Origin of the sequence: Sphingobacterium sp. UBA7855, from assembly GCA_002500745.1 — a bacterium.
In the GTDB taxonomy this organism is placed as follows: Bacteria; Bacteroidota; Bacteroidia; order Sphingobacteriales; family Sphingobacteriaceae; genus Sphingobacterium.
The window spans coordinates 252,710-278,734 of record DLST01000007.1 but is presented as its reverse complement, the minus strand read 5'-3'; the positions used below and the strand labels follow the sequence as shown (position 1 = coordinate 278,734).

27 protein-coding genes are annotated in these 26,025 nt (G+C 40.4%); 18 read left to right on the top strand and 9 right to left on the bottom strand.

The window, feature by feature from the left end; genetic code table 11:
• The first annotated feature begins 13 nt into the window (after positions 1-13).
• The 5 genes from B2107_RS06085 to B2107_RS06065 all read left to right on the top strand — a co-directional run bounded on the left by B2107_RS06085 (position 14) and on the right by B2107_RS06065 (position 3,867).
• Positions 14-874 (top strand): fumarylacetoacetate hydrolase family protein, encoded by an 861-nt coding sequence (locus tag B2107_RS06085; RefSeq protein ID WP_293954052.1) that lies wholly within the window; start codon positions 14-16, stop codon positions 872-874.
• Positions 875-975: 101 nt separating this feature from the next.
• Positions 976-1,995 carry a methionine ABC transporter ATP-binding protein gene (locus B2107_RS06080; protein WP_293954050.1) on the top strand — a complete coding sequence of 340 codons (1,020 nt, stop codon included), beginning with the start codon at positions 976-978 and terminating at the stop codon, positions 1,993-1,995.
• On the top strand, positions 1,988-2,641 hold the full coding sequence (metI, locus tag B2107_RS06075; protein ID WP_209580951.1) for a methionine ABC transporter permease MetI: 654 nt from the start codon (positions 1,988-1,990) through the stop codon (positions 2,639-2,641). The genes B2107_RS06080 and metI overlap by 8 nt, the downstream gene beginning before the upstream one ends.
• Before the next feature lie 15 nt (positions 2,642-2,656).
• Positions 2,657-3,469: a methionine ABC transporter substrate-binding lipoprotein MetQ gene (metQ, locus tag B2107_RS06070; protein WP_293954048.1), complete on the top strand. Its 813-nt coding sequence runs from the start codon at positions 2,657-2,659 to the stop codon at positions 3,467-3,469.
• Between the two features lie 14 nt (positions 3,470-3,483).
• Complete coding sequence (locus tag B2107_RS06065; protein WP_293954046.1) at positions 3,484-3,867, top strand: YchJ family protein; 384 nt, start codon at positions 3,484-3,486, stop codon at positions 3,865-3,867.
• A gap of 73 nt (positions 3,868-3,940) precedes the next feature.
• Here B2107_RS06065 and B2107_RS06060 read toward each other — a convergent pair whose 3' ends face one another.
• Together B2107_RS06060 and B2107_RS06055 are read right to left on the bottom strand one after the other, a co-directional pair.
• Positions 3,941-5,377 carry a dicarboxylate/amino acid:cation symporter gene (locus B2107_RS06060; protein WP_293954044.1) on the bottom strand — a complete coding sequence of 479 codons (1,437 nt, stop codon included), beginning with the start codon at positions 5,375-5,377 and terminating at the stop codon, positions 3,941-3,943.
• A gap of 175 nt (positions 5,378-5,552) precedes the next feature.
• Positions 5,553-5,903 carry a 4Fe-4S dicluster domain-containing protein gene (locus B2107_RS06055; RefSeq protein ID WP_209580961.1) on the bottom strand — a complete coding sequence of 117 codons (351 nt, stop codon included), beginning with the start codon at positions 5,901-5,903 and terminating at the stop codon, positions 5,553-5,555.
• Positions 5,904-6,059: 156 nt separating this feature from the next.
• Here B2107_RS06055 and B2107_RS06050 point away from each other — a divergent pair, with 156 nt between their 5' ends.
• The 6 genes from B2107_RS06050 (at position 6,060) to B2107_RS06025 (ending at position 10,836) form a co-directional block, all read left to right on the top strand.
• Positions 6,060-7,073, top strand: coding sequence for an acyl-CoA reductase (locus tag B2107_RS06050; protein ID WP_293954042.1), 1,014 nt, complete (start codon positions 6,060-6,062; stop codon positions 7,071-7,073).
• 55 nt (positions 7,074-7,128) lie between these two features.
• Entirely contained in the window at positions 7,129-7,332 is a 204-nt protein-coding gene (locus B2107_RS06045; RefSeq protein ID WP_209580968.1) for a fructose-6-phosphate aldolase, read from the top strand.
• A gap of 5 nt (positions 7,333-7,337) precedes the next feature.
• On the top strand, positions 7,338-8,018 hold the full coding sequence (locus B2107_RS06040; protein ID WP_293954040.1) for a cell division ATP-binding protein FtsE: 681 nt from the start codon (positions 7,338-7,340) through the stop codon (positions 8,016-8,018).
• Between the two features lie 152 nt (positions 8,019-8,170).
• A complete protein-coding gene (locus B2107_RS06035) occupies positions 8,171-8,722 on the top strand; it encodes a nucleotide exchange factor GrpE (RefSeq protein ID WP_293954038.1) in 552 nt (183 codons plus the stop codon).
• A 10-nt stretch (positions 8,723-8,732) separates the two neighbouring features.
• The gene (gene dnaJ / locus B2107_RS06030) at positions 8,733-9,887 is read left to right on the top strand and encodes a molecular chaperone DnaJ (protein WP_293954036.1); all 1,155 of its coding nucleotides are present in this window, start codon (positions 8,733-8,735) and stop codon (positions 9,885-9,887) included.
• Between the two features lie 310 nt (positions 9,888-10,197).
• Positions 10,198-10,836 carry an outer membrane beta-barrel protein gene (locus tag B2107_RS06025; protein WP_293954034.1) on the top strand — a complete coding sequence of 213 codons (639 nt, stop codon included), beginning with the start codon at positions 10,198-10,200 and terminating at the stop codon, positions 10,834-10,836.
• 65 nt (positions 10,837-10,901) lie between these two features.
• Here B2107_RS06025 and B2107_RS06020 read toward each other — a convergent pair whose 3' ends face one another.
• A complete protein-coding gene (locus tag B2107_RS06020; protein ID WP_293954033.1) occupies positions 10,902-11,675 on the bottom strand; it encodes a C40 family peptidase in 774 nt (257 codons plus the stop codon).
• Positions 11,676-11,747: 72 nt separating this feature from the next.
• Between B2107_RS06020 and B2107_RS06015 the strand changes: the two genes are divergently transcribed.
• Complete coding sequence (locus B2107_RS06015) at positions 11,748-12,221, top strand: universal stress protein (protein WP_293888038.1); 474 nt, start codon at positions 11,748-11,750, stop codon at positions 12,219-12,221.
• Between the two features lie 88 nt (positions 12,222-12,309).
• Here B2107_RS06015 and B2107_RS06010 read toward each other — a convergent pair whose 3' ends face one another.
• From B2107_RS06010 to B2107_RS05985, 6 genes are read right to left on the bottom strand one after another with little or no spacing between them, the layout of a single operon-like run.
• Complete coding sequence (locus B2107_RS06010) at positions 12,310-13,485, bottom strand: RsmB/NOP family class I SAM-dependent RNA methyltransferase (RefSeq protein ID WP_293954031.1); 1,176 nt, start codon at positions 13,483-13,485, stop codon at positions 12,310-12,312.
• A 7-nt stretch (positions 13,486-13,492) separates the two neighbouring features.
• Positions 13,493-14,776 (bottom strand): ABC transporter substrate-binding protein, encoded by a 1,284-nt coding sequence (locus tag B2107_RS06005; protein ID WP_293954029.1) that lies wholly within the window; start codon positions 14,774-14,776, stop codon positions 13,493-13,495.
• Positions 14,733-16,283: a glutamine-hydrolyzing GMP synthase gene (guaA, locus tag B2107_RS06000; RefSeq protein ID WP_293954027.1), complete on the bottom strand. Its 1,551-nt coding sequence runs from the start codon at positions 16,281-16,283 to the stop codon at positions 14,733-14,735. The genes B2107_RS06005 and guaA overlap by 44 nt, the downstream gene beginning before the upstream one ends.
• Before the next feature lie 42 nt (positions 16,284-16,325).
• Complete coding sequence (pyrF, locus tag B2107_RS05995; protein ID WP_293954025.1) at positions 16,326-17,162, bottom strand: orotidine-5'-phosphate decarboxylase; 837 nt, start codon at positions 17,160-17,162, stop codon at positions 16,326-16,328.
• A 24-nt stretch (positions 17,163-17,186) separates the two neighbouring features.
• Complete coding sequence (locus tag B2107_RS05990; RefSeq protein ID WP_293954023.1) at positions 17,187-17,777, bottom strand: TlpA family protein disulfide reductase; 591 nt, start codon at positions 17,775-17,777, stop codon at positions 17,187-17,189.
• Positions 17,778-17,792: 15 nt separating this feature from the next.
• Positions 17,793-18,536: an RluA family pseudouridine synthase gene (locus B2107_RS05985; protein WP_293954021.1), complete on the bottom strand. Its 744-nt coding sequence runs from the start codon at positions 18,534-18,536 to the stop codon at positions 17,793-17,795.
• Between the two features lie 83 nt (positions 18,537-18,619).
• Between B2107_RS05985 and panB the strand changes: the two genes are divergently transcribed.
• The 6 genes from panB (at position 18,620) to B2107_RS05955 (ending at position 25,925) form a co-directional block, all read left to right on the top strand.
• Complete coding sequence (panB, locus tag B2107_RS05980; RefSeq protein ID WP_293954083.1) at positions 18,620-19,435, top strand: 3-methyl-2-oxobutanoate hydroxymethyltransferase; 816 nt, start codon at positions 18,620-18,622, stop codon at positions 19,433-19,435.
• Positions 19,436-19,444: 9 nt separating this feature from the next.
• Positions 19,445-20,047 (top strand): hypothetical protein, encoded by a 603-nt coding sequence (locus B2107_RS05975; RefSeq protein WP_293954020.1) that lies wholly within the window; start codon positions 19,445-19,447, stop codon positions 20,045-20,047.
• 80 nt (positions 20,048-20,127) lie between these two features.
• Entirely contained in the window at positions 20,128-20,280 is a 153-nt protein-coding gene (locus tag B2107_RS05970) for a 30S ribosomal protein THX (protein WP_293954018.1), read from the top strand.
• Between the two features lie 184 nt (positions 20,281-20,464).
• Positions 20,465-21,526: an efflux RND transporter periplasmic adaptor subunit gene (locus B2107_RS05965; RefSeq protein WP_293954016.1), complete on the top strand. Its 1,062-nt coding sequence runs from the start codon at positions 20,465-20,467 to the stop codon at positions 21,524-21,526.
• Between the two features lie 6 nt (positions 21,527-21,532).
• The gene (locus B2107_RS05960; RefSeq protein WP_293954014.1) at positions 21,533-24,616 is read left to right on the top strand and encodes an efflux RND transporter permease subunit; all 3,084 of its coding nucleotides are present in this window, start codon (positions 21,533-21,535) and stop codon (positions 24,614-24,616) included.
• A 7-nt stretch (positions 24,617-24,623) separates the two neighbouring features.
• On the top strand, positions 24,624-25,925 hold the full coding sequence (locus tag B2107_RS05955; RefSeq protein WP_293954012.1) for a TolC family protein: 1,302 nt from the start codon (positions 24,624-24,626) through the stop codon (positions 25,923-25,925).
• The last annotated feature ends 100 nt before the right edge of the window (positions 25,926-26,025 follow it).

The following is a 26,025-nucleotide window of genomic DNA, read 5'->3' as shown; positions in this document are numbered from 1 at the left end:
ATATTTGCGGCTTATGAAGATTTTTAGATATGGCGCAAAGGGCTCCGAAAAGGCGGGAGTCATTTTAAACGAAAAGAGATATGATGTTTCAGTAGGAAATTTCCAATATAACCGCGATTTCTTTGCGGATATTTCGAATTTGGAAAGACTTCAAACCTACGTCATTGAGCATAGTGACAAGCTTGAAGAGATAGCTGATGATGAGCGTATCGGAACACCATTGGAAGCCCCTTCCAAAATTCTCTGCGTAGGACTTAATTTTGATGATCATGTGAAAGAGACAAAATTGGAGCAGGCTTCAGAACCTATTGTCTTTATGAAATCTGTATCGGCGTTCAACGGTCCTTTTGATGGAATTACCCTTCCGAAATCCTCTGTGAAATCAGATTGGGAAACTGAACTTGCCATCGTTATAGGAAAAAAGGCTTCCTACGTGACGGAGGAAGAGGCGCTGGATCATGTATTTGGCTACGTGCTGCACAACGATGTTACGGAGCGTGAATTTCAAATTGAACGCGGCGGAACCTGGGATAAAGGTAAAGGATGTGACACCTTCGCACCTATCGGTCCGTTTATAGCTACTAAAGACGAAATAGAAGATATCGATAATTTAAGAATATGGCTGAAGCTCAATGGTGAACTTATGCAAGATGGTAATACCAGCGATTTTATCTATCGTATACCCAAGTTAATTTCCTATTTGAGTCAATTCATGAGCTTACTTCCAGGTGATATTATTTCTACAGGATCGCCTGCAGGATCTGGAATGGGAAAATCGCCGCAAAGGTTCCTTCGAGATGGTGATATTATCGAATATGGCATTGATAAACTCGGATCGGCAAAGCAAGTAATTTCGGCCTACAAAACACTATAAAAAAGGGCGTAATGAGTTCTTTTTTATCCGTGGCATTTGTGTACATTTATGGCATCATCATACATTTGTCCAAATAAAACATTTAACTCCTGACAGAGTCAATGATTCAACTAAACAACATATCCAAATCGTTTGAAGTAAAAGCCGCGCGTATTGATGCCTTAAAAGATGTCTCACTGTCTATCGGCAGAGGAGAAATTTTCGGCGTTATAGGTTCCTCTGGGGCCGGAAAAAGTACATTGATACGCTGTGTCAACCTGCTAGAAAGACCAGATTCTGGTCAAGTAATGATAGAAAGCGACGATTTGATGTCGCTGTCCGCCAGTAGCCTTATACTGAAAAGGAGAAAAATTGGAATGATTTTTCAGCATTTCAATCTCTTATCCTCAAGAACGGTATATGAAAACATATCTTTTCCACTTGAACTGGAGGGAAAATCAAAAGATTTTATCCATCAAAAGGTAGTGGAACTACTGCATTTGGTAGGATTGGAAGACAAGGCCGAGGTTTATCCTGCAAATCTTTCAGGCGGTCAAAAGCAGCGCGTTGCCATTGCAAGAGCCTTAGCCAACGACCCCTATATACTTCTTTGCGACGAGGCTACAAGTGCGCTCGATCCAGCGACAACAAATGCCATCCTCAAGCTGCTAAAAAAAATAAATAAGCAGCTTGACCTAACAATATTGCTGATCACACACGAAATGGAGGTTATAAAAAGTGTCTGTGACCAAGTGGCCGTATTAGACAAGGGAAGACTGATTGAAACGGGCCCGGTAGAGGAAATATTTGCCAATCCAAAAGAGACAACCACCAAGAATTTTATTCAATCTTCACTTGCAGTTGAAATTCCATTGAGTTTCCTGGAACGATTAAAAGCTACGGGGAATCCACTGGTAGAAATCTACCTCACCTCAAATGAAGAATCCATCTCTTTTATTGCGCAATTGGAACAAAAATTTGGTGTCAAAACAAATATTATTACGGCACAAATCGACTATATTGGCGAACTAAAATTCGGTGTTATATTGGCTGAACTATCCGGAGAACAAGAAAATATAACAAACAGTATATTTTTCTTAAAAGAAAAACATGCACAAACAAAAATATTAGGCTATGTCTGATCAGGTATTTACACTGCTGTTATCAGGTACTTTAGAGACCTTAGCCATGACTTTTCTGTCGGGCTTTTTTGGCTTTCTCCTGGGGCTACCCCTTGGAATATATCTTTTCTTAACCCGAAAGCATCAGTTGCTCGAAAACAAAGGTATGCACCAACTTGTATCCTTGTTCGTGAATATTTTTAGGTCTATTCCATTCATTATACTTATTGTATGGATGATTCCGTTTACACGTCATATTGTCGGAACATCAATCGGGATGTCCGCAGCATTGGTTCCATTGAGTATAGGTGCAGCACCTTTTATTGCAAGACTTGTGGAAAATAGCTTACTTGAAATTCCGAATGGCCTGATTGAGGCCGCAAGAGCAATGGGCGCAAACGCAAAACAGGTGATTTTTAAAGTGTTGCTTCCTGAGGCTCTCCCCTCGCTTGTAAACAATGCAACAATTACGTTAATTACTCTTGTTGGTTACTCCGCAATGGGTGGCGCTGTAGGTGCTGGTGGACTGGGACAGATTGGTTATCAGTATGGTTATGTCGGCTATGATACTTTTATCATGAATTCTGTTTTAATTTTATTAATTTTAATCGTATTCCTGTTGCAATACACAGGAGATTACATCTCAAAAAAAGTAAACCATCGATAATATAAATTGGATGATATGAAAAAATTGAACTATGCATTTGTAATCTTAGCCCTCAGTCTCCTCACGGTTGTGGCATGCAATAACAAAGAAAAGAAAGAGCATATCCTTAAAGTGGGTGTGGTATCAGGTCCAGAAAAAGAGCTTGCAGAAACGGCTAAGAAGGTTGCGAAAGAAAAGTTCGATCTCGATGTTGAGTTGGTGGCTTTCAATGATTATGTGGTACCGAATGAGGCATTAAATCAGGGTGATATTGATGTGAATGTGTTCCAGCATCAGCCCTACTTACAGGAGCAATCGAAACAACGCGGTTTCACTAAATTAACCATCGTTGGAAACACCTTTGTATTTCCCATCGTTGCCTATTCAAACAAAATAAAAACGATCACTGCTTTACAGCCTGGTGCCGTTATAGCTATTCCTAATGATCCCACCAATGGTGGACGTTCACTGCTGCTTCTCCAACGAGAAGGCATTATCGGATTAAGAGAAAATGTAGGTATACAACCCAAAGTGACCGATATCGTGACTAATCCAAAACAGATTAAAATTATCGAAATGGAAGCTCCGCAGCTGCCTCGCGTTCTTGATGATCCGCAAGTGACCATTGCCATCATCAACAATAGTTTTGCCGCTCAAGCTGGACTGGATCCAGAAAAACAAGGTTTATTTACAGAAGACAAGGAATCTCCTTATGTGAACCTGATTGTTGCCCGCGCAGATAATAAAAACGATGAGAAGGTACAACAGTTTATTCAAGCCTATCAGTCACCCGAAGTAGAAGCAACAGCTAAAAAAGTGTTTAAAAATGGTGCGATTAAAGGCTGGTAAAATTTAGAAAAGTGATGGAATCAGGCCATTTATGTCCCTGTGGCACGGGCATCAACTATGATGAATGCTGCCAACAAATACATCGTTGCCATGCCAAAGCACATACAGCAGAAGCATTAATGCGCGCACGATATAGTGCCTTTGTAAAAAAAGAAATCGATTTTTTATACCGTACATTTCATCCCTCGACAAGAAGGTTCCAAAATAAACGGGCCATCGGACATTGGGCAATGGAGAATAAATGGATGCAGCTTCAAATTCTTAAATCTACGCTCCATACCGTTGAGTTCGAAGCACATTATCTGGATGCACAGATGCAAGTGCAGGTTCACCATGAAAAGTCTACCTTCAAAAAACAAGGTGACCTCTGGTACTATGTAGAGGGCACAGTTAAATAATAAAAAATGCAGTTTTAACCTTGGTTAAAACTGCATTTTTAGTAGTAGACTATTTACCAGTCCCTATACTTTTCTACACCAGTTCTTCTTTATCTTCGCGATAAGGGGCTTCCTCATCAAACTCTCCTTCCCATTTAGCGACAACAACCGTTGCAAGACAATTTCCCACAACATTTACCGAAGTGCGGGCCATGTCCATCAATTCATCAATACCCAAAATTGCAGCAATAACAAATGTAGGCAATCCAAACTGATCAGCTGTAGCAATTAAAATAATTAATGAAGCTCTTGGAACGGCGGCAACGCCTTTTGATGTGATCATCAATGTAAAGGCAATCATCAGTTGATGGCCAAACGACAAATGTATACCTGCAGCTTGGGCTACGAAAATTGCTGCCAATGACAGGTAAAGGGATGTTCCGTCCAGATTAAAGCTATACCCGGTAGGAATCACAAAAGACACAATTTTACGGGGGACCCCAAATTTTTCCATCGCACTCATTGCTTTCGGTAATGCGGCATCTGAACTCGTTGTCGCAAATGCAATTGAAACAGGTTCTTTAATTGCATTGATAAACCGTTTGACAGGGATTTTCAAGTAAAGCGCGACAGGGAGAAGGACCAGACATAAAAAGCAGATCAAAGCGAAATACAGCGTAGCCAATAACATGAAGAGATTCTTCAAGATATCGACACCAAGATGCCCTACCGTATAGGCCATAGCTGCTCCAACCCCTATTGGGGCAAAATACATAATGATGTTTGTAAATTTAAACATCGCTTCAGACATGCTCTCGGTAAAATCTACCAAAGGTTTACGCTTTTTTTCTTCCACCATCGCCAATCCGATACCGAATAAAACCGAAAAGACTACAATCTGCAGAACCTGATTATCAGCAACGGATTTTACAATGTTTTCAGGAAAGAGGTCACGTATAAAAGAAGTGAATTTATAAACGGGATGCACATGGTCAGGAAGTGTTTTAAGGATATGCTCATCCATACTTTCTTTGGGCGCAGGAAGTTCTTCATGCGGCATATGGGCAACATCAACCCCCACACCTGCCCGAGTAAGATTAATAGCGCCTAAACCGATAAAAATAGCACAGGTTGTAGCACAGAAGAAATACAGCATAGATTTCCATGCCATACGTCCCACTTGCTTCAAATCGGAATGGCCTGCAATTCCGTAAACGAGCGTTGCAAAGAGAATAGGTCCAACAATTGTTTTCACTAACTTGATAAAACCTTTACTTAAAGGCTGCAAGGAAATCGCCAGATTTGGAAAATCTAACCCAACGAAGATCCCGATAATCATGCAGGTCAAAATCCAGGTGGTCAAATTTTTCTTAAAAAGCGCATTGACAACCAAAACGGTAGCAACTATCCAACGGACAGCCATTAGAAATTCATGCGAAAAGCCTACAACATCAAATTCGTATAATACAGCAATGATACAAGCTAATGTAACTGTGATCAGGGTCATCAACCCTATTTTGGTTTTTAACATTTAAAAGATTTTAATGGTCAAAAGAACAAAAATAAAAAAATACTATGCTTTTGCAAATATTATTATTCCAAATAGCCATGTTTCGCAACAAAATATCGATTTCTCAAAATTGTAAAACACAAAAAAGGCAGGAAAATTTCTTTTCCTGCCTCATATCTCTTGCGGAGCAATAAACTTATTCCGCGTGTAACCAAGATTTTTTCGCTAATAGCTCGTCGTTAGACTCACGCACATCTTCGTCGTCCACGCAACAATCTACAGGGCAAACCGCTGCACATTGAGGCTCATCATGGAAACCTACACATTCTGTACATTTATCCGAAACAATATAATAGACTTCATTAGAGATTGCTTCTTGAGACTCATTGGCATCAAGTGTAACACCGTCGCCAAAATCAATAATCCCGTCCAAAGCAGTCCCATCTGAGAATTTCCAAGTTACACCAGCATCGTATATCGCATTATTTGGGCATTCGGGTTCGCAAGCACCACAGTTAATGCATTCGTCTGTAATTTTAATCGCCATTTATAACCTCACAATTATGATAAATAAACTATTTTTGCATTATCAATATGAAACAAAGTCGAATTGTACAATAAGGCTAGATGATTCACGTTGATTAATGTTAACAGCACAAATATAACACAAATTTGTGTATTCATCTTTTAAAATTTTAATATTTTGACAAAGGAACAACGAATAAATGCATTTGTAAAATTAGGCGAGCAGCTTCAACTGCCTTCTGAAGAATCCAGTCAGATTATCCAATCTGCCCAACATAAAAACCCCTGGTATACCCCACAAAATGTTGAACGCGCGCTACGGGCGATTGCAGAAAATCTTACCATAGAGAAACTTACGCATTGGTTGGCGCCATACCCAGATATACAATCGACAAAAACTGTAGGATTAATTCTCGCGGGCAATATACCTTTGGTCGGATTCCATGACATCCTCGCTGTTTTGATAAGTGGCTTTAAAGCCAAAATAAAAGTATCATCTGACGACGCGGGACTGACGGCCTATGTGATGGGTCTGCTGAAAAAAATTGATCCATATTTTGGCGATGCTTTTGAAATTGTTGACCGATTAAAAGATTTCGACCTGGTCATCGCAACGGGATCTAACAATAGCGCCCGCTATTTCGATTACTATTTTGGTACCAAGCCGCATATTATCCGCCGCAATCGAAATAGTGTAGCTGTGTTGGGGGGAGCGGAATCTCCTAGCCAGCTGGGAGCTCTTGGGCATGATATTTTCGATTATTTTGGACTGGGTTGCCGCTCTATTTCCAAACTATTTATACCAAAGGAGTATCCAATAGCCCATTTTTTTGAAGGTATAGCGGCATTCAATAATGTGACAGCGCATTTTAAATATACCAATAATTATGATTACAACAAATCCATCTATCTGATCAATGGCGACAAACATTTTGATAATGGATTTTTATTGCTGAAAGAAGATGAGAAAACAGCTTCTCCCCTCGCCGTGGTTTATTATGAAACTTACGAAACAATTGCTGAAGTCAAGAATAAGCTGACATTAGCGCAAGAAAACATTCAATGTGTTGTATCCGAACTGGCATTGAAAGTGCCGTCTCCACAATTTCATTTTGGCGAAAGCCAGTGTCCATCGCTAGATGATTACGCCGATGGGGTGAATACGCTGGATTTTCTATTTGCCAACTGTTAAGCTTCCTTTAAATTCGTAGTAAAGAAATTGCATTAAAAATACTAACTTTGAATCTATGTATATCATTAAAGTAAAAGGTGTAGCCAAAATCCCTGATTATGTACAACTAAGAGATGATGCGTTCACCTTACTTGCATATTTTAGAGTCGACCGCCCGGACAAATCGCTTGATAAGATCGGATTAGGAGAAAAGGCAGCATATATCATGCAACTGGTTAGAGAAATGCCCTTTGGACAAATTAAAAAATTAGAATTTTAGCTTCCATGATTGAAAATAAAGTTATTACATTAAAAAACGTTGACATTTTCCAACAGAAACATTTGGTATTGTCGAATGTAAATCTAAATATCGGCAAAGGCGAGTTTATCTACCTTATCGGTCAGTCCGGCAGTGGAAAGAGTAGTTTGTTAAAGATAATTTATGGCGACTTATACATTGGTAATGGAGAGGGCATGATTGCTGGTTTTGATTTAAAAAAACTGCATGAAAATGATGTTCCATACCTGCGTAGAAAACTGGGAATCGTTTTTCAGGACTTTCATCTTCTATCGGATCGAAGCATCGAGAAAAACCTCGAGTTTGCACTGAAAGCAACAGGGTGGAAAGACAAGAAAATGATCGATAGCCGTATCTTGGACGTATTGGAAAAAGTTGGACTTCGCTCCAAATTGAAGAAAATGCCCCATGAACTTTCCGGTGGTGAACAGCAACGTATTGTGATTGCCCGTTCATTGTTAAATAATCCAGAAATTATTTTGGCAGATGAACCTACAGGTAACCTAGACCCTGCTACATCAGAAGAAATTGTCTTGTTGCTAAGAGATATTGCCAGCTCAGGAACAGCTATATTGATGGCCACACACGATTATACCATTATCCGCAATATGCCTTCCCGTATCATTAAAACCGGTGATGGTATATTACAGGACAATGTCAGTATCTAAACGGAAAACTGACATATAAAAATACCGATTCCGACAAATTGTTAGGCTTTTTTAATAAAATCTGACAAGCTGTCGGAATTTTATTGTTTGGCAAAAACTTTGACAAACGAAGCATAGAGTAAATTTTTGAATCTAATTTTAGCATTGAAGATATGAATGAGCAAGATAATTATTACGATGAAAGCCAAGATCCAGTAGAAACGAATTCTTCTGAACAACAAGAACTACCTGCTGATAACCTAGCAGAAGAACTGTCTACTGAAGATAAACTGGCTGCAGAATTGGCAGAGGCAAAGGATAAGTACATTCGTCTATCTGCCGAATTTGACAATTATAGAAAACGTACAAGTAAAGAACGTGTTGAATTGATTCAATCAGCTGGGAAAGATGTTATCAGCAAGTTGTTGCCTACATTGGATGATTTTGACAGAGCGTTAACAGCCATGGAGACTGCAACTGATGTTGAGTCGGTCAAAACGGGAATGGAAATTGTCAACAATAAATTCAGACAAACATTATCGCAATTAGGGTTAAAGGAAATGGACGTTAAAGACCAAGATTTCGATCCTGAGTTACAAGAGGCTATTACAGCAATACCTGCCGCTACAGAAGAGTTAAAGAACAAAGTGGTGGATGTGATCGAAAAAGGTTACTACTTAGGTGACAAAGTTATCCGTCACGCAAAAGTAGTTATAGGTCAATAATATTAAGACGATGTCAAAAAGAGATTATTACGATATACTTGGTGTCTCGCGATCAGCGGACGAGAAGGAGATTAAATCAGCGTATCGCAAGCTAGCGATAAAGTATCATCCGGACAAAAATCCGGGTGACCATGAGGCTGAAGAAAAGTTTAAGGAAGCTGCTGAGGCATACGATATCTTGAGCAATCCACAGAAACGTCAACGTTATGACCAATTTGGCCATGCTGGTAATTCTGCCAGCGGTGGTTTCGGCGGCGGCGGCGGCATGAATATGGAAGACATATTCAGTCAATTTGGTGATATCTTTGGCGGAGGACATCCCTTTGAAAGTTTCTTTGGCGGCGGCGGTGGCCAGCGTGGCGGACGCCGCGTAGCCAGAGGAAGCAACTTACGCATAAAAGTTAAGTTAACGCTTGAGGAAATTGCCAAAGGCGTTGAGAAAAAGGTAAAAGTCAACAAGCAAGTCGTCTGTCATACCTGTGACGGATCGGGTGCTAAAGATAAATCTTCTTTCCATACCTGTAAAACCTGTGGTGGATCGGGATCAGTTAGACGAGTTACCAATACGATTTTAGGACAAATGCAAACTACAAGCACCTGTCCTACCTGTAATGGTGAAGGCGTAGAAATCACGGCAAAATGTACAACGTGTCGTGGTGAAGGACTTGAACGTGGCGAAGAGACAATCTCCATCAATATCCCGGCAGGGGTAAGTGAAGGCATGCAACTATCCATGAGCGGAAAGGGAAATGCAGCCCCACGTGGTGGTGTACCGGGAGATTTAATTATATTGATCGAAGAAGTTGCTCACGAAAGTTTAAAACGCGACGGACTCAATGTCATCTACGATTTGTATATTAATTTTGTAGATGCTACATTAGGAACCAGCGTGGAAGTTCCGACAATAGACGGAAAAGCAAAAATCAAAATTGAGCCCGGCACACAAGGTGGTAAAATTTTACGGTTAAAAGGAAAGGGTATTCCTGAGGTTAATTCTTACCACAAGGGAGACCAGCTTGTATATGTTAATATATGGACACCAAAAGCTGTGTCTAATGAAGAAAAAGAATTACTGAACAAACTGAAAGAATCACCAAACTTTAAACCTCAACCAGGTAAAAGTGAAAAATCATTCTTCGAACGAATCAAAGAATATTTCGAGTAAGATTTAATTTTATAATGAAAAAAAGCCATTTGTCAAATACTGACAAATGGCTTTTTTTTATCTTCTTGCTTGAATTTGACAATTAAAAACAAAAAGTCAGCATAATATCATTATCATTAAATAGAAACAATAAAAATAAAATTATAACAAATTTTAAGACCTTGATCCACTATAATTTACGATTATATCAAATATCTAGACAATCCAATGACAAAAAAATAGAATATGATTTCGATATTTGACTAACAAATTTAAAAAGTCAGGAAGTAATAACTGGCACATTAAAACAAACTATTAAATAAAAAAAGACATGAAAAAAGTTTTACTAACATTAGCAGCTGTAGCTGGTTTGACATTTGCTTCACAAGCACAAGAATTCGGATTCAAAAAGAGCGATGTTATTGTTGAAGGTAACCTATCCGCTAATACTTCAAACGATAAGACTAATCAAACAAAAACAAATTCCTTTAACTTCAACCCTTCTGTTGGTTACTTCGTCTCTGACAAGATCGCAGTTGGTTTAGATGTAAACGTTGGTAATGAAAAAGCGACAAAGAACGTAGATCAGTCGAATGAATCATATGTAAAAAACAACCAATTCGGTATAGGTGCATTTGGACGTTACTATTTCCTTGAGTTAGGTTCAAGATTCAAAACGTATGCACAACTTGGTGCTGGTTATGCGCAAGAAGATGGAAAAATCAATAATGGAACTACCACAATTGATATGGCTAAAACAAAAGGTTTCGGTGCGAACGCTGGTTTGGGGATCAACTATTTTGTGACACCTAAGATTGCGATCAATTTTGGTCTGACTGACTTATTGTCGTTCAAAACTTCAAAAGTTGATGTTGATGGTGCTAAATCATCTAATGAATTTAATGCAAACATCAATAGCTTTAACAACTTCTTTGATACTGCTAAATTTGGTTTGACATTCAAATTCTAGTCTCAACGAAACACATAGAAAAAAGAAGGGCGATAAACTATTTTATCGCCCTTCTTTTTCCTATGTTAATTATACCGTTTAACAATGCGAAGTTTGTGTGTATAGCAATTCAGTTCTGCATTAAAAATACCTGCTGAATCCATCCTGTCCACACGAACTTTTGCAGAAGCATGGATAATCGTATCGCGATCCAGCATAATCCCTACATGTGTAATCCTTCCTTCGGCATTATCGAAAAAAGCCAAATCCCCTACCTGTATTTCCGAAACAAAATCTACAGTCTGCCCGATCTCGGCCTGCTGGTAAGCATCGCGTGGTAAGGATATATCGAAACACCTATAAATCAATTGGGAGAAACCAGAGCAATCAATCCCCCATTGCGAACGTCCACCCCATAGATAAGGAACGTCTTTGTAACTTAAGGCCAATTGCGCTAACTCGGTTTCAAATTGCTCTCTGATAAAGGTATTGATACGACCTTGATAGGTAAATGTCAATTGCGATAAATTGACGGTATTCCCTGCATTTAGATAAAGCTTGGTACCATGACAGAGCTGCAATTGTGTTGTATCGTTAAAAAGAACTCCACCCTCCCGTCCAACAATAGTAGGCTCTCCACTTAAATAATGTTGTCTATCCAAGTCGGCTAGTTGCTGAAACTGCCCGTTTTGAATCCAACCCAAATAATCCGTTTCCAATAAGCGTATTGATGTCCAATCCGCCTGTTCATCCAGGATCTCAAACAGCTCTCCAAACAATACCTGAGAAACCATCTCGCTACGGTGTGCCTGTTCTAGACGTAACGGTACGAGAGCAAGTGTACAAATACCATATTTCATATGCTAATAAAACAAAATCGTCCAATCTATGATTATATATTATATGACGAAGATAAATCAATAATAGCAGATATGGAGAATACAAATTCAAAATTCAAAAGGATATTAGTCGCTGTTGACGACGAACCATGCGCTGAAAAGGCAATACATTATGCGAAAGAAATGGCCCAGGTATTTGGAGCTTCCGTAGCACTTGTTACCGTTATCCCCCCTACTTCTCCTGCCAATTTTGGCGCCGATCCCTTATTGGGACAGCAGCCTATCATCGTTCCGGAGGTTTCGGAAATGGAACAGGACAATGCGCAAAAGTATTTAGAGAAGATAAGCCGCGAGTTTACTGGTGCAGGCGAAGTCTATTTGTTTAATCGAATAGGATCTATTAAAGAAGAAATTCTGGCTGCATCGCACGAATGGTCTGCGGATCTGATTATCATGGGCTCTAATGGGCGGACCGGTTTTGATCATTTTATATCTGGTTCTGTCTCTGAATCGGTTATTCGCAAATCTACCTGCCCGGTACTGGTGATCCCCAGTAAATGTGACTAACGAATGTAACAAAAATACGTATAGTCATGAAAAAAGGCTATTTTTTCCGTTTGGAAAAAATAGCCTATACACTTTCTACAATAAGATATTACTTTTTTATCAAACGCGCGACAAACATGCTATCGGCCATTTCGGTATACCCTTCCAAGTAATCCATGCGTGCTATTTCAAAACCAAAATGATCAGCAATATAGCTGACAACATCTTCATTTTCTGCTTTAAAAATGGAGCAAGTGATATAAATTAGTGGCTTACCCACTTTTACATGCCCCACCACATGACTGGCTATATTTTTTTGAAGTGCATTAAATTCAGCGATCTTATCGGCCCTAAATTGCCGAATCATTTCGGGCGTACGTCCCCACGTTCCTGATCCTGTGCACGGCGCATCCAAAAGTACTCCGTCAAATTTTTCGCTCCCAAGGAGCGGAAAAGTATCTTTGCTAAGATCAATTATTTTCTTGCGATAATGCTTTATTCCGACACGATCAAAACGCTCGTCGAGGTTCCGAAGAATGCTCATACGAATATCCGATACCAACAAATTTACGGTAGGACAAGCATCCATCAATAAAAGGGATTTACCACCCGAAGCTGCACATGTATCCCACCAGGATTCATTTTCTCCGGGCTCCATATACGCTAAAGTACGTTGTGAAGAAAGATCCTGTACTTCAATAATGCCATCCAAGGCATCAAATCGTTGTAAGGAGGTACCATTAGTTAAGGCAATGGTCTGCTCGCCAATAGTGGTATAGGGAATCTGACTACCATCTAAAATGGCGCGCACGAAATTTGTCTTTCCTCGTTTTACCCGAATATATAAATAGGGCTGAATGCACTGACTTTCCAAAAAGGCAGTTAAATTCACCTTTTCAGAAATATGCTCCGTAAAGGGAAATAGGTCTTCCAATTTAAAAAAGCCTTCAGACTCCAAAAAGTTAATTTTGTCTCGGATTGAAAGGTGAAGCTTATCGGCGTAAGCAGGTTCAAGAACTGCCACTAAGGGGCTTTCCTGCTCGCATAGAAATTCGGCAATTACCAACCTACGTTGCTGTGATAACTGCGGAGCTGCAGTCCCTAAACGGAAATAATTATAGCACAAACGGGAGATGGCCTTTCGGTCGGAAGATCCCATTTGTTTATTTAGCTTAAAAAAAGTTGTTAAATAACGTGAAAATGGTTGATCAGCTTCAAAACCATCCATTGCTCGCTCAAAATTACGTATTTGCTGATGAACACGTTTTTCACTGAATTCAGCCATTCAAAGATTATTTTCTTTCAAATTTTTTATCGTGATAGACCAACATGCCCAACGATCTGTTTGCATAGCCCCATTTTGGGTAAAATTCAAATCTGTAATCGCTATTCAATCCCGAAAACTTCTCCTGCGTCATTCGGCTGACATAATCCACTCCATACTTATGAATCAATCGACCAAAATACAATGCAGCGTCATACCCTTTGTAAGAAAACTCGGACGGATCAACTTTATAAGCAGCTTTGTAATTTCCAATAAACTTTTTGGTATCTCCATCCGTCTCATCAACCAAGTTAGAAGAGGTAATGGTCAATGCATAAAAATCCATGTTTTCGAAATTCTCAAAGGAAAGCTTGGCCATGTTTGGGTGTCCATATAATTTAAACTGATTACCTGGATTCAGAAAGCGTTCATCCATAGCATCCAAGAGGCCCTTTACTAAATTTTTATTGGCAGTACCTGAAATGATATGATTGGTACCTGCCAACACAAGACTGTTGTTAAGCTCATTGATGCTCATAACCGTTTTTACTTTAGCCTGTGGGTTAGCTTTGGTAATCTCGTTTGCAAAATTGACCAAAAATTGTTTGCTGTCATCATCACCAGCATCGTAAATAACAATCTGATCCCCATTATAATATTGCTCGGCAACATACTTCGCCAATGTTTCGGCGTGTGTACGAATAGATGGTGTTATAGAAACCAAATTGGGGAGGCTAAATTCAGAAGCCATGGTTGCTGCCAATGGAGAAACCTGTAGAACGTTCTTGTTTGCAAAGGCCTGCCCAAAGCTCTTAATCTCACGCGGATATACTGGTCCCACCACGAGCACGGCATCTTTGACATTGGCCGATGTACCCAATGTTGCATTATACGCAACATTGTCTCTAGAATCAATTACCTGCAAATCGAACAAAGCACCTTCCTTCGCAATTTTGTCAAGACCTAACTGAAATCCCTGGTAAAAATCCAGCGCCAAAGATGAGCGCTCCACGTCTTCCTTCCTAACTGTGCCTGCAATATTACCTAACTCGAACGGCAAAAGCAGTGCGATGCGATTATTTTTCACAGCATAGCCATTGACATGTTGGGTATCCCCCATCCTGGTAATGGTACTTTCTTTGTCAACAGGTGGTTTAGTAACAGCAGTTTGCTGTTCGCCATGACCAGAGGAAGGCGAACGCAATACTGTGCTTTTTTTGGTTGTACAGCTTGCAAGGCATAACGCTACAAGCGCCGCAACCCATATTTTATTCCCACTCAATTGTAGCGGGTGGTTTTGAACTGATATCATACACAACTCTGTTTATTCCTTTCACATGGTTGATAATTTCATTTGAAATCTTTGCCAACAGATCATATGGTAAATGTATCCAATCCGCAGTCATTCCATCTAGCGAACCGACCGCACGCAAGCTAACGACGTGCTCGTAAGTGCGCTCATCACCCATAACGCCTACTGAACGCACAGGTAAGAAAATTGTGCCTGCCTGCCATACTTTATCATACCAACCGGATTCTTTCAGATTATTGATGAAGATCGCATCAGCCTCTTGCACAATACGTACACGCTCGGGTGTAATATCACCCAAAATACGAATTGCCAAACCCGGCCCAGGAAATGGATGTCTACCTAAAATTGACGGATCAACTTCCAGCGCTTTCCCTACTCTTCTGACTTCATCTTTAAACAAAGTCTTAAGTGGTTCCACAACTTTCAGCTTCATGAAATCAGGTAAGCCTCCAACGTTATGGTGTGATTTGATAGTCGCCGAAGGCCCTTTCACTGAAACTGATTCGATGATATCAGGGTAAATTGTTCCTTGCCCTAACCACTTCGCTTCAATGCCTTCAGGCAATTCCTTTTGGATCTCTTTTGCAGCTTCATCGAAGACATCAATAAACGAATTACCAATGATCTTGCGTTTTTCTTCTGGCTCGGAAACTCCAGCTAATCTACCATAAAACAAATCTTTTGCATTGATTCCTTTAATATTTAAGCCCATATTTTTGTAAGAATCCAATACTTGCTCATATTCATCCTTACGAAGCAAACCATGATCTACAAAAATACAATGGAGTTTCTTTCCGATTGCATGGTGTAATAACACCGCAGCAACTGTCGAATCTACCCCACCAGACAAAGCCATAATAACATGATCATCACCTAGTTGCTCTTTCAAAGAAGATACCGTTGTATCGACAAAAGCATCTGGTGTCCATTCCTGTGCACAACCACAAATATTGACAACAAAGTTTTTCAATACGATAGCACCGTCTGTACTATGCGTTACTTCGGGATGAAATTGTATACCGTATGTGCGGGTACCTTTTACTTGATACGCTGCTACGCGCACTTTATCTGTACTCGCTATAATTTCAAAATGTGCAGGTACTTCTTTAATCGTATCGCCATGAGACATCCATACCTGCGATTGCGTGGGTACGCCTGCCAATAATTCATTCTCACTATTGACAAACTGCAGATTTGCACGACCATATTCACGAATTTCAGAAGGTAACACCTCACCGCCGGATTTTTGAGCAATGTATTGCGCTCCGTAACATACGCCTAAAAGTGGGAAACGATCCTGAATAGCGACAAAATCTATTTGTGGCGCATCTTCTTGTCTAACAGAATAAGGACTTCCCGAAAAGATAACACCTCTTACGGTGTCGTCAAAATCTGGCAATTTATTGAACGGGTGTATCTCACAATACACATTTAGCTCTCTGACACGTCTTGCGATCAACTGTGTGTATTGAGACCCGAAGTCTAGAATTATAATTTTTTCTGGCATGCTGCAAAGGTAAGTATTACGAATGAATTATTAAATGTCAAATCAGGAAATAATACCCGCTTTTACCAGTTCTATTTCCATTTCTTTTTGAAGAATTAAAGCTTCCTGCCGCGCTCTTTCAGCGAAATCAGTCCCTTTTGAAGCATAGATAATGCCCCTTGTGCTGTTGACCAAAAGTCCACAATCTTTGTTCATACCAAATTTACATACATCTTCGAGCGAGCCCCCCTGAGCACCCACGCCCGGAACCAATAAAAAATGATCTGGCGCATGCTCCCTAATTTTGATAAATCCTTCTCCCCGGGTTGCCCCGACCACATACATAAGATTTTCTGGCGTGCCCCAGGTATTGACTTTGTCGATCACCTGTTCGAACAACTGCAGCCCCTCTTTATTCTCAAAATTCTGAAAGTCTAAGCTACCCGCATTTGATGTTAGCGCTAGCACGATAGCCCATTTGTCTTTAAAATCCAAAAACGGCGTTACCGAGTCCTTGCCCATATAAGGTGCAATGGTGATACTATCGAATCCGAGACCAGAAGCCTTTTCATCAAAAAATGCCATCGCGTAACGTCCGGATGTATTACCGATATCCCCTCTTTTTGCGTCAGCAATACTAAAACAGTCCTTTGGTAAGGCAGCCCAGGTTCTTTGAAGCGATTGCCAGCCTTTTATTCCATAACATTCATAAAATGCTATATTCGGTTTGTAGGCTACACATAGATCAGCTGTTGCTTCTATTATAGCTTTGTTAAAGCTATAGATCGGATCCTCATCGTCTAAAAGATGGTCAGGTATTTTGGCTAGGTCAGTGTCCAGTCCGACACATAGAAATGAGCGTTTCGCTTTTATTTGATGAATAAGTTCTGCTCTTGTCATGCTTATTTTAGAGATCTTAAAAAATTATTTATTGATTAAATCTTGAATAAATTTGGTCACCTCTGGAGTGGAATAGTCAGCCAGCCCTTCATGTCTTGCGGCAAGATTTCCTTCCTTATCCAATATGAGTGTTGTTGGAATAGGCCCAGAAAGCCACTCCTTTGGAATATCACTGTTCGGAAAGCTTAGCGGTAAGTTCAATCCCTCTGCCTTAATGAACGCTTCGGCCTTCGCTCTATCACCCTCTACCTCAACAATCAAAAACACAACATGGGCGCTATCCTTATACGTATTATAAAGTTTATTTATCGAAGGCATTTCGGCCCGACAAGGGGCACACCAAGTTGCCCAAAAATTGATAAAAATCACCTTTCCTCTCAGATCAGCCACCTTTACGGGCATGCCTTGCTGGTTTATAAAAGATACCTCAGTGCCTAACTTGGGCGAAGTCGCAAAAGATTTTTTAGCGTCCGGCGTAACTTCTAACTTTAGTTTAAAAAAGCCTATTTTCATTAGGGCTTGCTGAAAATAACTTCTACTTGTTGGCCAAATCAGCAAACCAATAACCAGTACAAATACAACGTTTCCGACTATTTTCTTTGTCTTCGGGTTCATCTGTAAATGGCCTATTTATGAATCAAACTTATCTAACAGCTTTAATAAGGTCGCAAAATCCTTTGGATAGGGCGCATCGAAAACCAACTTAACGCCATTCAGTTCGAATTCGATATGTTTGGCATGTAGCGCAAAACGCTTCATGATAGGCTGTTCTTCCTCGTGTTTCGACAAGGTATACCCACGCTTCTTAATTTGGGATAAATAGACCGGTTTACCGCGATACATATCGTCGCCAACAATTGCTGCGTGTTGTGTCGCTAGGTGAATACGGATTTGGTGCATCCGTCCAGTAATGGGTTTACATTCCACTAATGTATAATTCTTGTAATATTTGATCGAATTGAATATGGTTTCCGCTGCTTTGCCATTGGCACGGTCAATCGATACATTTTTATTGCCCTGATTCAAGATCGGTAAATCAACCAGCAAATTCTGAAAAGTGTGCGTACCGCCTATGATCGCATGGTAAGTCTTATTCACTCTTCTTTTTTCAAATGCGATAGAAATTGAACGATACGTTTCGGGGTTTTTGGCAATTAATAAAATACCCGAAGTCTCTTTATCCAAACGGTGGCACACCTGTGCATCCGGATGGTATTTTTTCGCCAATCGAAGGATATTCACCTCTCCGCCCTCACGCTCATCCAAAGAAGCTACAAACGGTGGCTTATTGATAACAATCAAATTTTCATCCTCATGAATGATTAATTCTGAAAATTTAGGAAATTTAAATAGACGATTCTCATTTTGTATCATTTGGCAAAAATACAAAACACCAGGCAGAATATTGGTCAATGTATGATAAAAAGCTTACTTTTGGACACAAAATAAAAGTTAAGATGTCTGTAAACAAAGAAATGAAACGCGTAAGCACCGCCATGCTACAAGCCATGAAAGATCGTCAGGAAAAGATATCTATGCTGACCAGCTATGATTATTCCATGGCTAAAATGGTTGATCAGGCGGGTGTTGATGTTATTTTGATTGGAGATTCTGCCGCCAACGTATTTGCTGGATATGAAACCACCTTGCCTATTACCCTTGATCATATGATATACCATGCGGCGTCAGTTGCAAGGGGAACGCAGCGCGCCATGGTGCTGGCAGACTTGCCCTTTGGTTCTTATCAGGGATCTGCCAATGAGGCCTACAACGCAGCCGTCCGTATGATGAAGGAATCGGGCGCACATGCTCTGAAATTGGAAGGTGGTCTTGAAATCATAGAAAACATCAAAAAAATCATTGCCGGCGGTATTCCCGTATGTGGTCACCTGGGCCTTACTCCTCAATCTATCAACAAATTTGGTAATTTTGGTGTCCGTGCCAAGGAAGAACAAGAGGCAGCTAAACTCATCGAGGATGCGCTTGCTTTACAGGACGCCGGCTGTTTTGCAATTGTGTTGGAAAAGATACCTGCAAAATTGGCCAAGGCAGTGACCGAAACATTGACAATTCCTACGGTAGGTATCGGTGCTGGACCGGATTGCGATGGTCAGGTACTTGTCATTAACGATATGCTGGGCATGAATGCAGATTTTAAACCTAAATTTATGCGTCATTTTGCTAACTTGCATGAGCAAATTACCACTGCAGTAAGCAATTATGTGGCTGAAGTGAAAGCAGTAAAATACCCAAACGAAGATGAACAATACTAGGTATACAATATGCGGTTCCTGATCATTGGACTTTTTATCCTTATTGCTTATCTGATGATACGCAAAAAATTTAATCTTTTTGGGTTTGCTGCTGGTGGATCCAAAGATTTAAAATCAGGTTTTCAATTGATTGAGGCTTCCTCCGAAGTCATCCAGGCAAATCTAAAAAAAACCATTTCCAATGTCATCATGGGTGTCATCCTGATTCTGATTACCGTATTGCTGTTTGTGAAGATAAAAATTATCCTCTTCCTCCTTCCCATTGCATTCTTTCTTATAGGCTATCTTTTTTTGTTCAACAACCATTTTAATAAGGTAAAGAGCCTGCAAGTATGGTATAATGCCAAAACTGATGAAGTATTTATTGAACAATTAAAAGGAGAAAATTATAGCTTTAACCTTTTAAAGGATATTGAAGCCGTGCAGAAAATTGAATCGATTCAGACGACCAGAGGGTTGTTATATGGCTATTACCGTATTAAATTAAAAAATAACATATTGGAAATTCCCTACTTGGTTGCCGAAAACAAACCAATCAACAATTTGTTTTTTGATACCATTACCCAAAACTTCAAAATTGATGTCCAAAAACGTATTTTTCCCATTATTTGAAGACAAAACAGTTGACTCTTTAAAAACAAATCACTATATTTAGGTTATATATAATTTTAAAAACCAAAATATTTTACACTATGGGAAAAGGTGACATCAAAACCAGAAGAGGAAAAATATCGAATGGTTCTTTTGGAAAAAGAAGACCGCATTTGTCCAGAGCTGCAATCAAGCCGAAATTAAACGATGAGGCTCCAAAAGAAGTGGAACAAAAGACAAAATCAAAAAAATAGTAAACGCAAAGCTAGAAATGAATTTCTAGCTTTTTTTTCTCCCTTCGCTCCCAGCAAAAACACTGTGCATGATCTTGCTACAGTTTTGTATATATTGTAAAATCCTTTTGACAACCCGTAACCACATTATAATAAACCTATATTTACCAGTTAAATATAAAAAGTACACAAGATACTATACCATATGAATAAAAAATCGATCATTTACCTTCTTTTGGCCTGCGCTGTTTTTGGAGGTGGATACTTTCTGGTTACTGCTAAAAAAGACAAAGAGGGAACCGATAAGCCGAGGGAGAAAAAAGATGTTCCAGTGCCGGCACAGGCGATCATTGCCAAATCTTCTGTCGCCGATAGATCGATCAATCTTTCGGGAAGCATTGACGCAGAAGAGCAGGTCGAGGTCAGAAGTGAAGTCAATGGTCGAATCACCAAAATATATTTTGCAGAAGGGCAGCGTGTCAGGCAGGGTGAACCTTTGATCAAGATTGATGATATAGAACTGCAGGCACAATTAAGACAATCCCAAACGACCAATCAGCTCAATGCAGAAAATGAACGTCGAGCCAAATTGCTGTTGCAAAAAGGCGCTATCAGTCAAGAGGAATTTGATATTGCCAGTGCGGCCTTAAAAACTTCTGCCGCACAGATTCAGTTGATCCAGGCACAAATATCAAAGACTACCATAAGGGCGCCATTTAGCGGAATGATTGGATTACGGAATATCTCTGTAGGAGCCATTGTCTCGCCCACCACGCTGATCACAAATCTGGTCAAGGACAACTTGGTAAAAATCACCTTCGCAGTCCCCGAAAAATACAGCAGTATCGTTAAAGTAAATATGCCGATCGAGTTTAGTGTCGCCAATGACCCAACCGTCATGAAAGCAACTATCTACGCTGTAGAACCTCAAGTATCACTTAACACCAGGACACTTACAGTCAGAGCCCGCGCAAACAACGAGCAGGGAAAATTGAAAGTAGGATCATTTGTTAACGTGAGCGTTCCAATCGAGGTAGAAAACGATGCGATATCCATCCCAACAGAAGCCATCGTACCTGTTCAGGACGGAAAAAAAGTGTTTATAGTACAGCATGGCCTAGCCAAAGAAGTGAAGGTTGAAACGGGTGCACGTACAGACAAAGATATTGTCATTTTATCTGGGATCAGTGCCGGTGACACCATTTTAACTACAGGTGTCCTGTCGTTAAAGGATGGATCAAAAGTTAAGGTATCACTAGCTAACTAACTGAGCATGAATTTATCTGCTATCTTTATTAAACGCCCGGTTTTAACTATTGTCGTCAATATAACCATTATATTGTTTGGCTACATTGGTTTTAGCTTTTTGGGCGTCCGCGAATACCCCTCCATTGACCCGGCTATTGTTTCTGTTAGAACAAACTATGCGGGTGCAAATCCAGATATCATTGAATCTCAGATTACCGAACCGCTGGAAAAAGCCATCAACTCCATTGATGGCATCCGGAATATATCATCCTCCAGTAACCAGGGGTCCAGTAACATCACCATCGAGTTTGGTCTGCAGAAAAATCTTGAAGAAGCGGCAAATGATGTCCGTGATAAGGTATCTCAGGCCATCCGAAGCTTGCCTCAGGATATCGATGCTCCGCCAGTGGTTTCCAAAGCCGATGCCGACTCCGATCCTATTATCACGTTGACGCTGCAAAGTGAAACGCGCGATAAACTTTCGCTGAGCGACTACGCCGAAAATGTGATCTCAGAAAGACTACAGACAATTCCAGATGTCAGCAGTACCCAAATTTACGGTCAGAAGCGCTACGCGATGCGCTTATGGCTCAACCCCGACCGTATGGCTGCTTATGGTATCACCGCTTCTGATATCCGCACGGCACTGAATAATCAAAACGTTGAATTGCCTTCTGGAAAAATTGTTGGAAATACCACGGAGCTCACTGTAAAAACCGTAGGAAACCTTTCTACACCCGAACAGTTTAATGCTATCGTTCTGAAAGCCGATAGCAGCCGTATTGTCAAATTCATCGACATTGGCCGGGCAGAAATAGATGCCGAAAATCTGGAAACAAAAATGGTCAGCAATGGGAAGCAATTGGTTGGTATAGCAATTATTCCTCAACCCGGCACAAACTACCTCGATATTGCCAATAATTTTTATAAAATGCTCGATCAGATCAAGGAAGATCTACCCCAAGATATTATCCTTAACATAGCTTCTGACAACACTACATTTATTAAAAAATCTGTTGAGGAAGTCGCCGAGACACTGCTGATTTCAATTATCTTGGTCACCTTAATTATTTACTTTTTCTTCCGCGACTGGGGTATCGCATTACGGCCTCTTCTGGATATTCCCGTCTCATTGATTGCAACATTTTTTATTATGTACATGTTCGGATTTTCGATTAATGTGCTTACTCTGCTTGCGATTGTACTCGCGACAGGTCTTGTCGTCGACGATGGGATTGTAGTGACGGAAAATATTTTTAAGAAAGTGGAAGAAGGTATGTCTCCCATAGAAGCTGCTTTGAAGGGCTCAAAGGAAATCTTCTTTGCCGTTATCTCGATTTCAATCACACTTGCAGCGGTATTCTTACCTGTTATATTTCTTGAAGGCTTTGTGGGTCGGTTGTTCCGCGAATTTGGAGTCGTTATCGCTTCGGCCGTATTAGTTTCTGCGTTTGTTTCCCTGACGCTCACCCCTATGCTCAATGCCTATCTTATCAAAGGTGGTGGACACAAAAAAACAAAATTTTATAATTGGACCGAACCCATGTTTGTCAAGATGAACAAGGGGTATGCTAATGCCCTTGACAAATTCATGAAATTCAAATGGATCAGCTTTCCGATCCTAATCATCTGTTTTGTGGTTATTGGAATCCTTTTTTCGTCCATTAAAAAAGAAACTGCACCTTATGATGACCGAAGTAATATCTCTGTCAATGTAACAGGTCCAGAAGGTGCTACCTACGAATATATGGATCGTTATATGCAGGAACTGGACAAACTCGTGTATGATTCAATTCCGGAAAATAAAATCAGTCTCAACATCACTTCACCTGGCTTCGGAGCAGCGTCCGTCAATTCTGGACGTATTCGGATGACGTTAGTTGACCCCAGTGAGCGCCAGAAATCCCAGGATGATATTGCGAAGGAATTGACCAAATGGACTAAACAATACGATGCTGTTCGGGTCAATGTATCACAGTCGCCCACAATATCCATGAATCGTAGAGGTGGGTTACCTGTGCAATATATTATCCAAGCACAGAATTTTGAAAAACTTCAGGAAAAAATACCGCAATTTATGAATGAGGTCAACAACGATCCCACGTTCTCAACAACAGATATCAACCTCAAGTTCAACAAGCCAGAGCTTCATGTTGAAATTGACCGGCTAAAGGCGCTAAGCCTAGGCGTCTCTGTACTGGATGTTTCGCAATCCTTACAATTGTTGCTGAGCGGTCAACGATTTGCCTATTTTATGCGCGACGGAAAACAATATCAAGTTATTGGCCAGGTTGAGAATGACCGTCGGGCGACTCCAACGGATCTTTCTTCCATCTATGTACGCAATAACATGGGGCAGCTTATCCAATTGGACAACGTTGTCAGCGTGAAAGAAGAAAGTAGTCCACCCCAACTCTATCACAACAACCGTTATATGTCCGCTACCGTTTCCGCAGGCCTGGCTCCTGGTATGAGTATGAGCGACGGTATTGCTGCAATGGATCGGATAAAGGAAAAAGTACTCGATCAGAGCTTTACTACCGACCTTAGCGGTGAATCGCGTGATTTTATTGAAAGTAGCTCCAATACCCTATTTGCATTTGGTCTGGCTCTATTACTAATCTACTTGATCTTAGCGGCTCAATTTGAAAGCTTCCTTGATCCTTTTATCATCATTCTGACTGTTCCCATGGCTGTAGCCGGTGCACTGATCAGTTTATGGTTATTTGATCAGACCTGGAATATCTTCAGTCAGATCGGAACGATTATGCTGATCGGACTCGTCACCAAAAATGGTATCCTGATTGTTGAATTTGCCAACCAGATGCGAGAAGAGGGAATGGAAAAATTTGAAGCCATTATACATGCAGCCGAATCCCGGCTTAGACCGATCTTAATGACCAGTTTGGCCATTGCGCTCGGCGCATTGCCAATTGCGATGTCGCTCGGCGCTGCTTCGACCAGCAGAATTGGGATGGGGGTAGTAATTGTCGGAGGCACCATATTTTCGCTTATTCTGACCTTATTCATCATCCCGGCAATTTATTATATGTGGTCGCGACAAAAAAAGCATAGACCAGAATTTGATAACATTAAAAGCTACGAATAATTAAAACATGAAGAGAAATTTCACCCTACTACTATGGCTTTGCTCCATCATGTTTCAAGCTCGTGCCCAAGCGATATTGACCTTGGAAGATGCGCTAAAAACAACGTTGAGCAATAACTTCAATATTCTTTTGGCTAAAAATGACAACAACATTGATATCGAGAATACCAGTTTAGGAAGCGCTGGCATGCTTCCCGCAGTAACCGGTACATTTAACAGAAGTAATTCGGTCCAGAACTCAAGACAGGTTAGGGCCGATGGACAGGTACAGCAGGTTTCCAATGCAAAAAATGACAATATGTCGTATGGCGTTAACTTAAACTGGACAGTATTTGACGGACTGGGTATGTTTGCGCGTAGGGATCGATTTAAAGAAATACAGCGTCAGGGCGAGGCTGAGATAAGATATGAGGTCACTACGCAACTCAGTGAAGTCATGGCCACCTATTATAATCTTGTGCAGCAAAAACGATTGATAAACGCATTAGATACAACCATTACACTTTCTCAATATCGGGTTACTCTGGCCGAAAATCGCCTGCAGATCGGAAAAGGTTCCAAGCTTGATCTGCTGAATGCTAAAGTCGATCTGAATACCGATCAGACAAACCTGCTTAGACAGCTCGAAAGCTTTAAAAACACCAAGACATACCTCAACCAATTGATGACAAGAGATTTGAGTCTAGACTTTGACGTTGAAGATGAAATGAAACTGGATACGGATCTTAAACTGGGTAATCTCATCGAAATTGCTGATCAACAAAATCCTCAAATTCAGCTTGCCATCATCAACAACCGTGTCGCCGAACTCAACCTAAAGGCAGTGAAAGCCGAACGTTATCCCAAAATTGGTTTAAATAGTGGGTATAATTGGAACGAATCTCACTCCTCACTTGGTTTCTCTACAGAAAATAAAAATAGAGGGCTCACCTACGGTGTATCGGCGTCCCTGAACATATTCAACGGCTTTTTGCAAAATAGAAACGAGCGTATCGCCAAATTTCAGATTAAAAGTTCTGAAATACAGATCAAACAGCAAAAACAAGATATACAGGCTCAAGTAAGAACTTTGTTTCAAACCTACATTACCAACATCGAATTGGCCAATGTAGAACGGAAAAATGAGGAACTGGCAAAAGAAAATTTAAACATCACCATGGATAAATTCCGCATCGGTACCATCACGACGTTGGAAGTAAGAACGGCGCAGCTAAATTACATCAATGCAATGACACGTAGCTATACGGCACAATACGATGCTAAAGTGTCGGAAATACGACTAAAGGAATTGACAGGAGAAGCATACTAAAATTACGGCTTGTAACCAACTCGTTTTAGAGACAAAACAAAAGCCAATTTTGCCAATAAGCAAGATGTAATCATACAAAACGGAGGCTCCTAAATAGGAG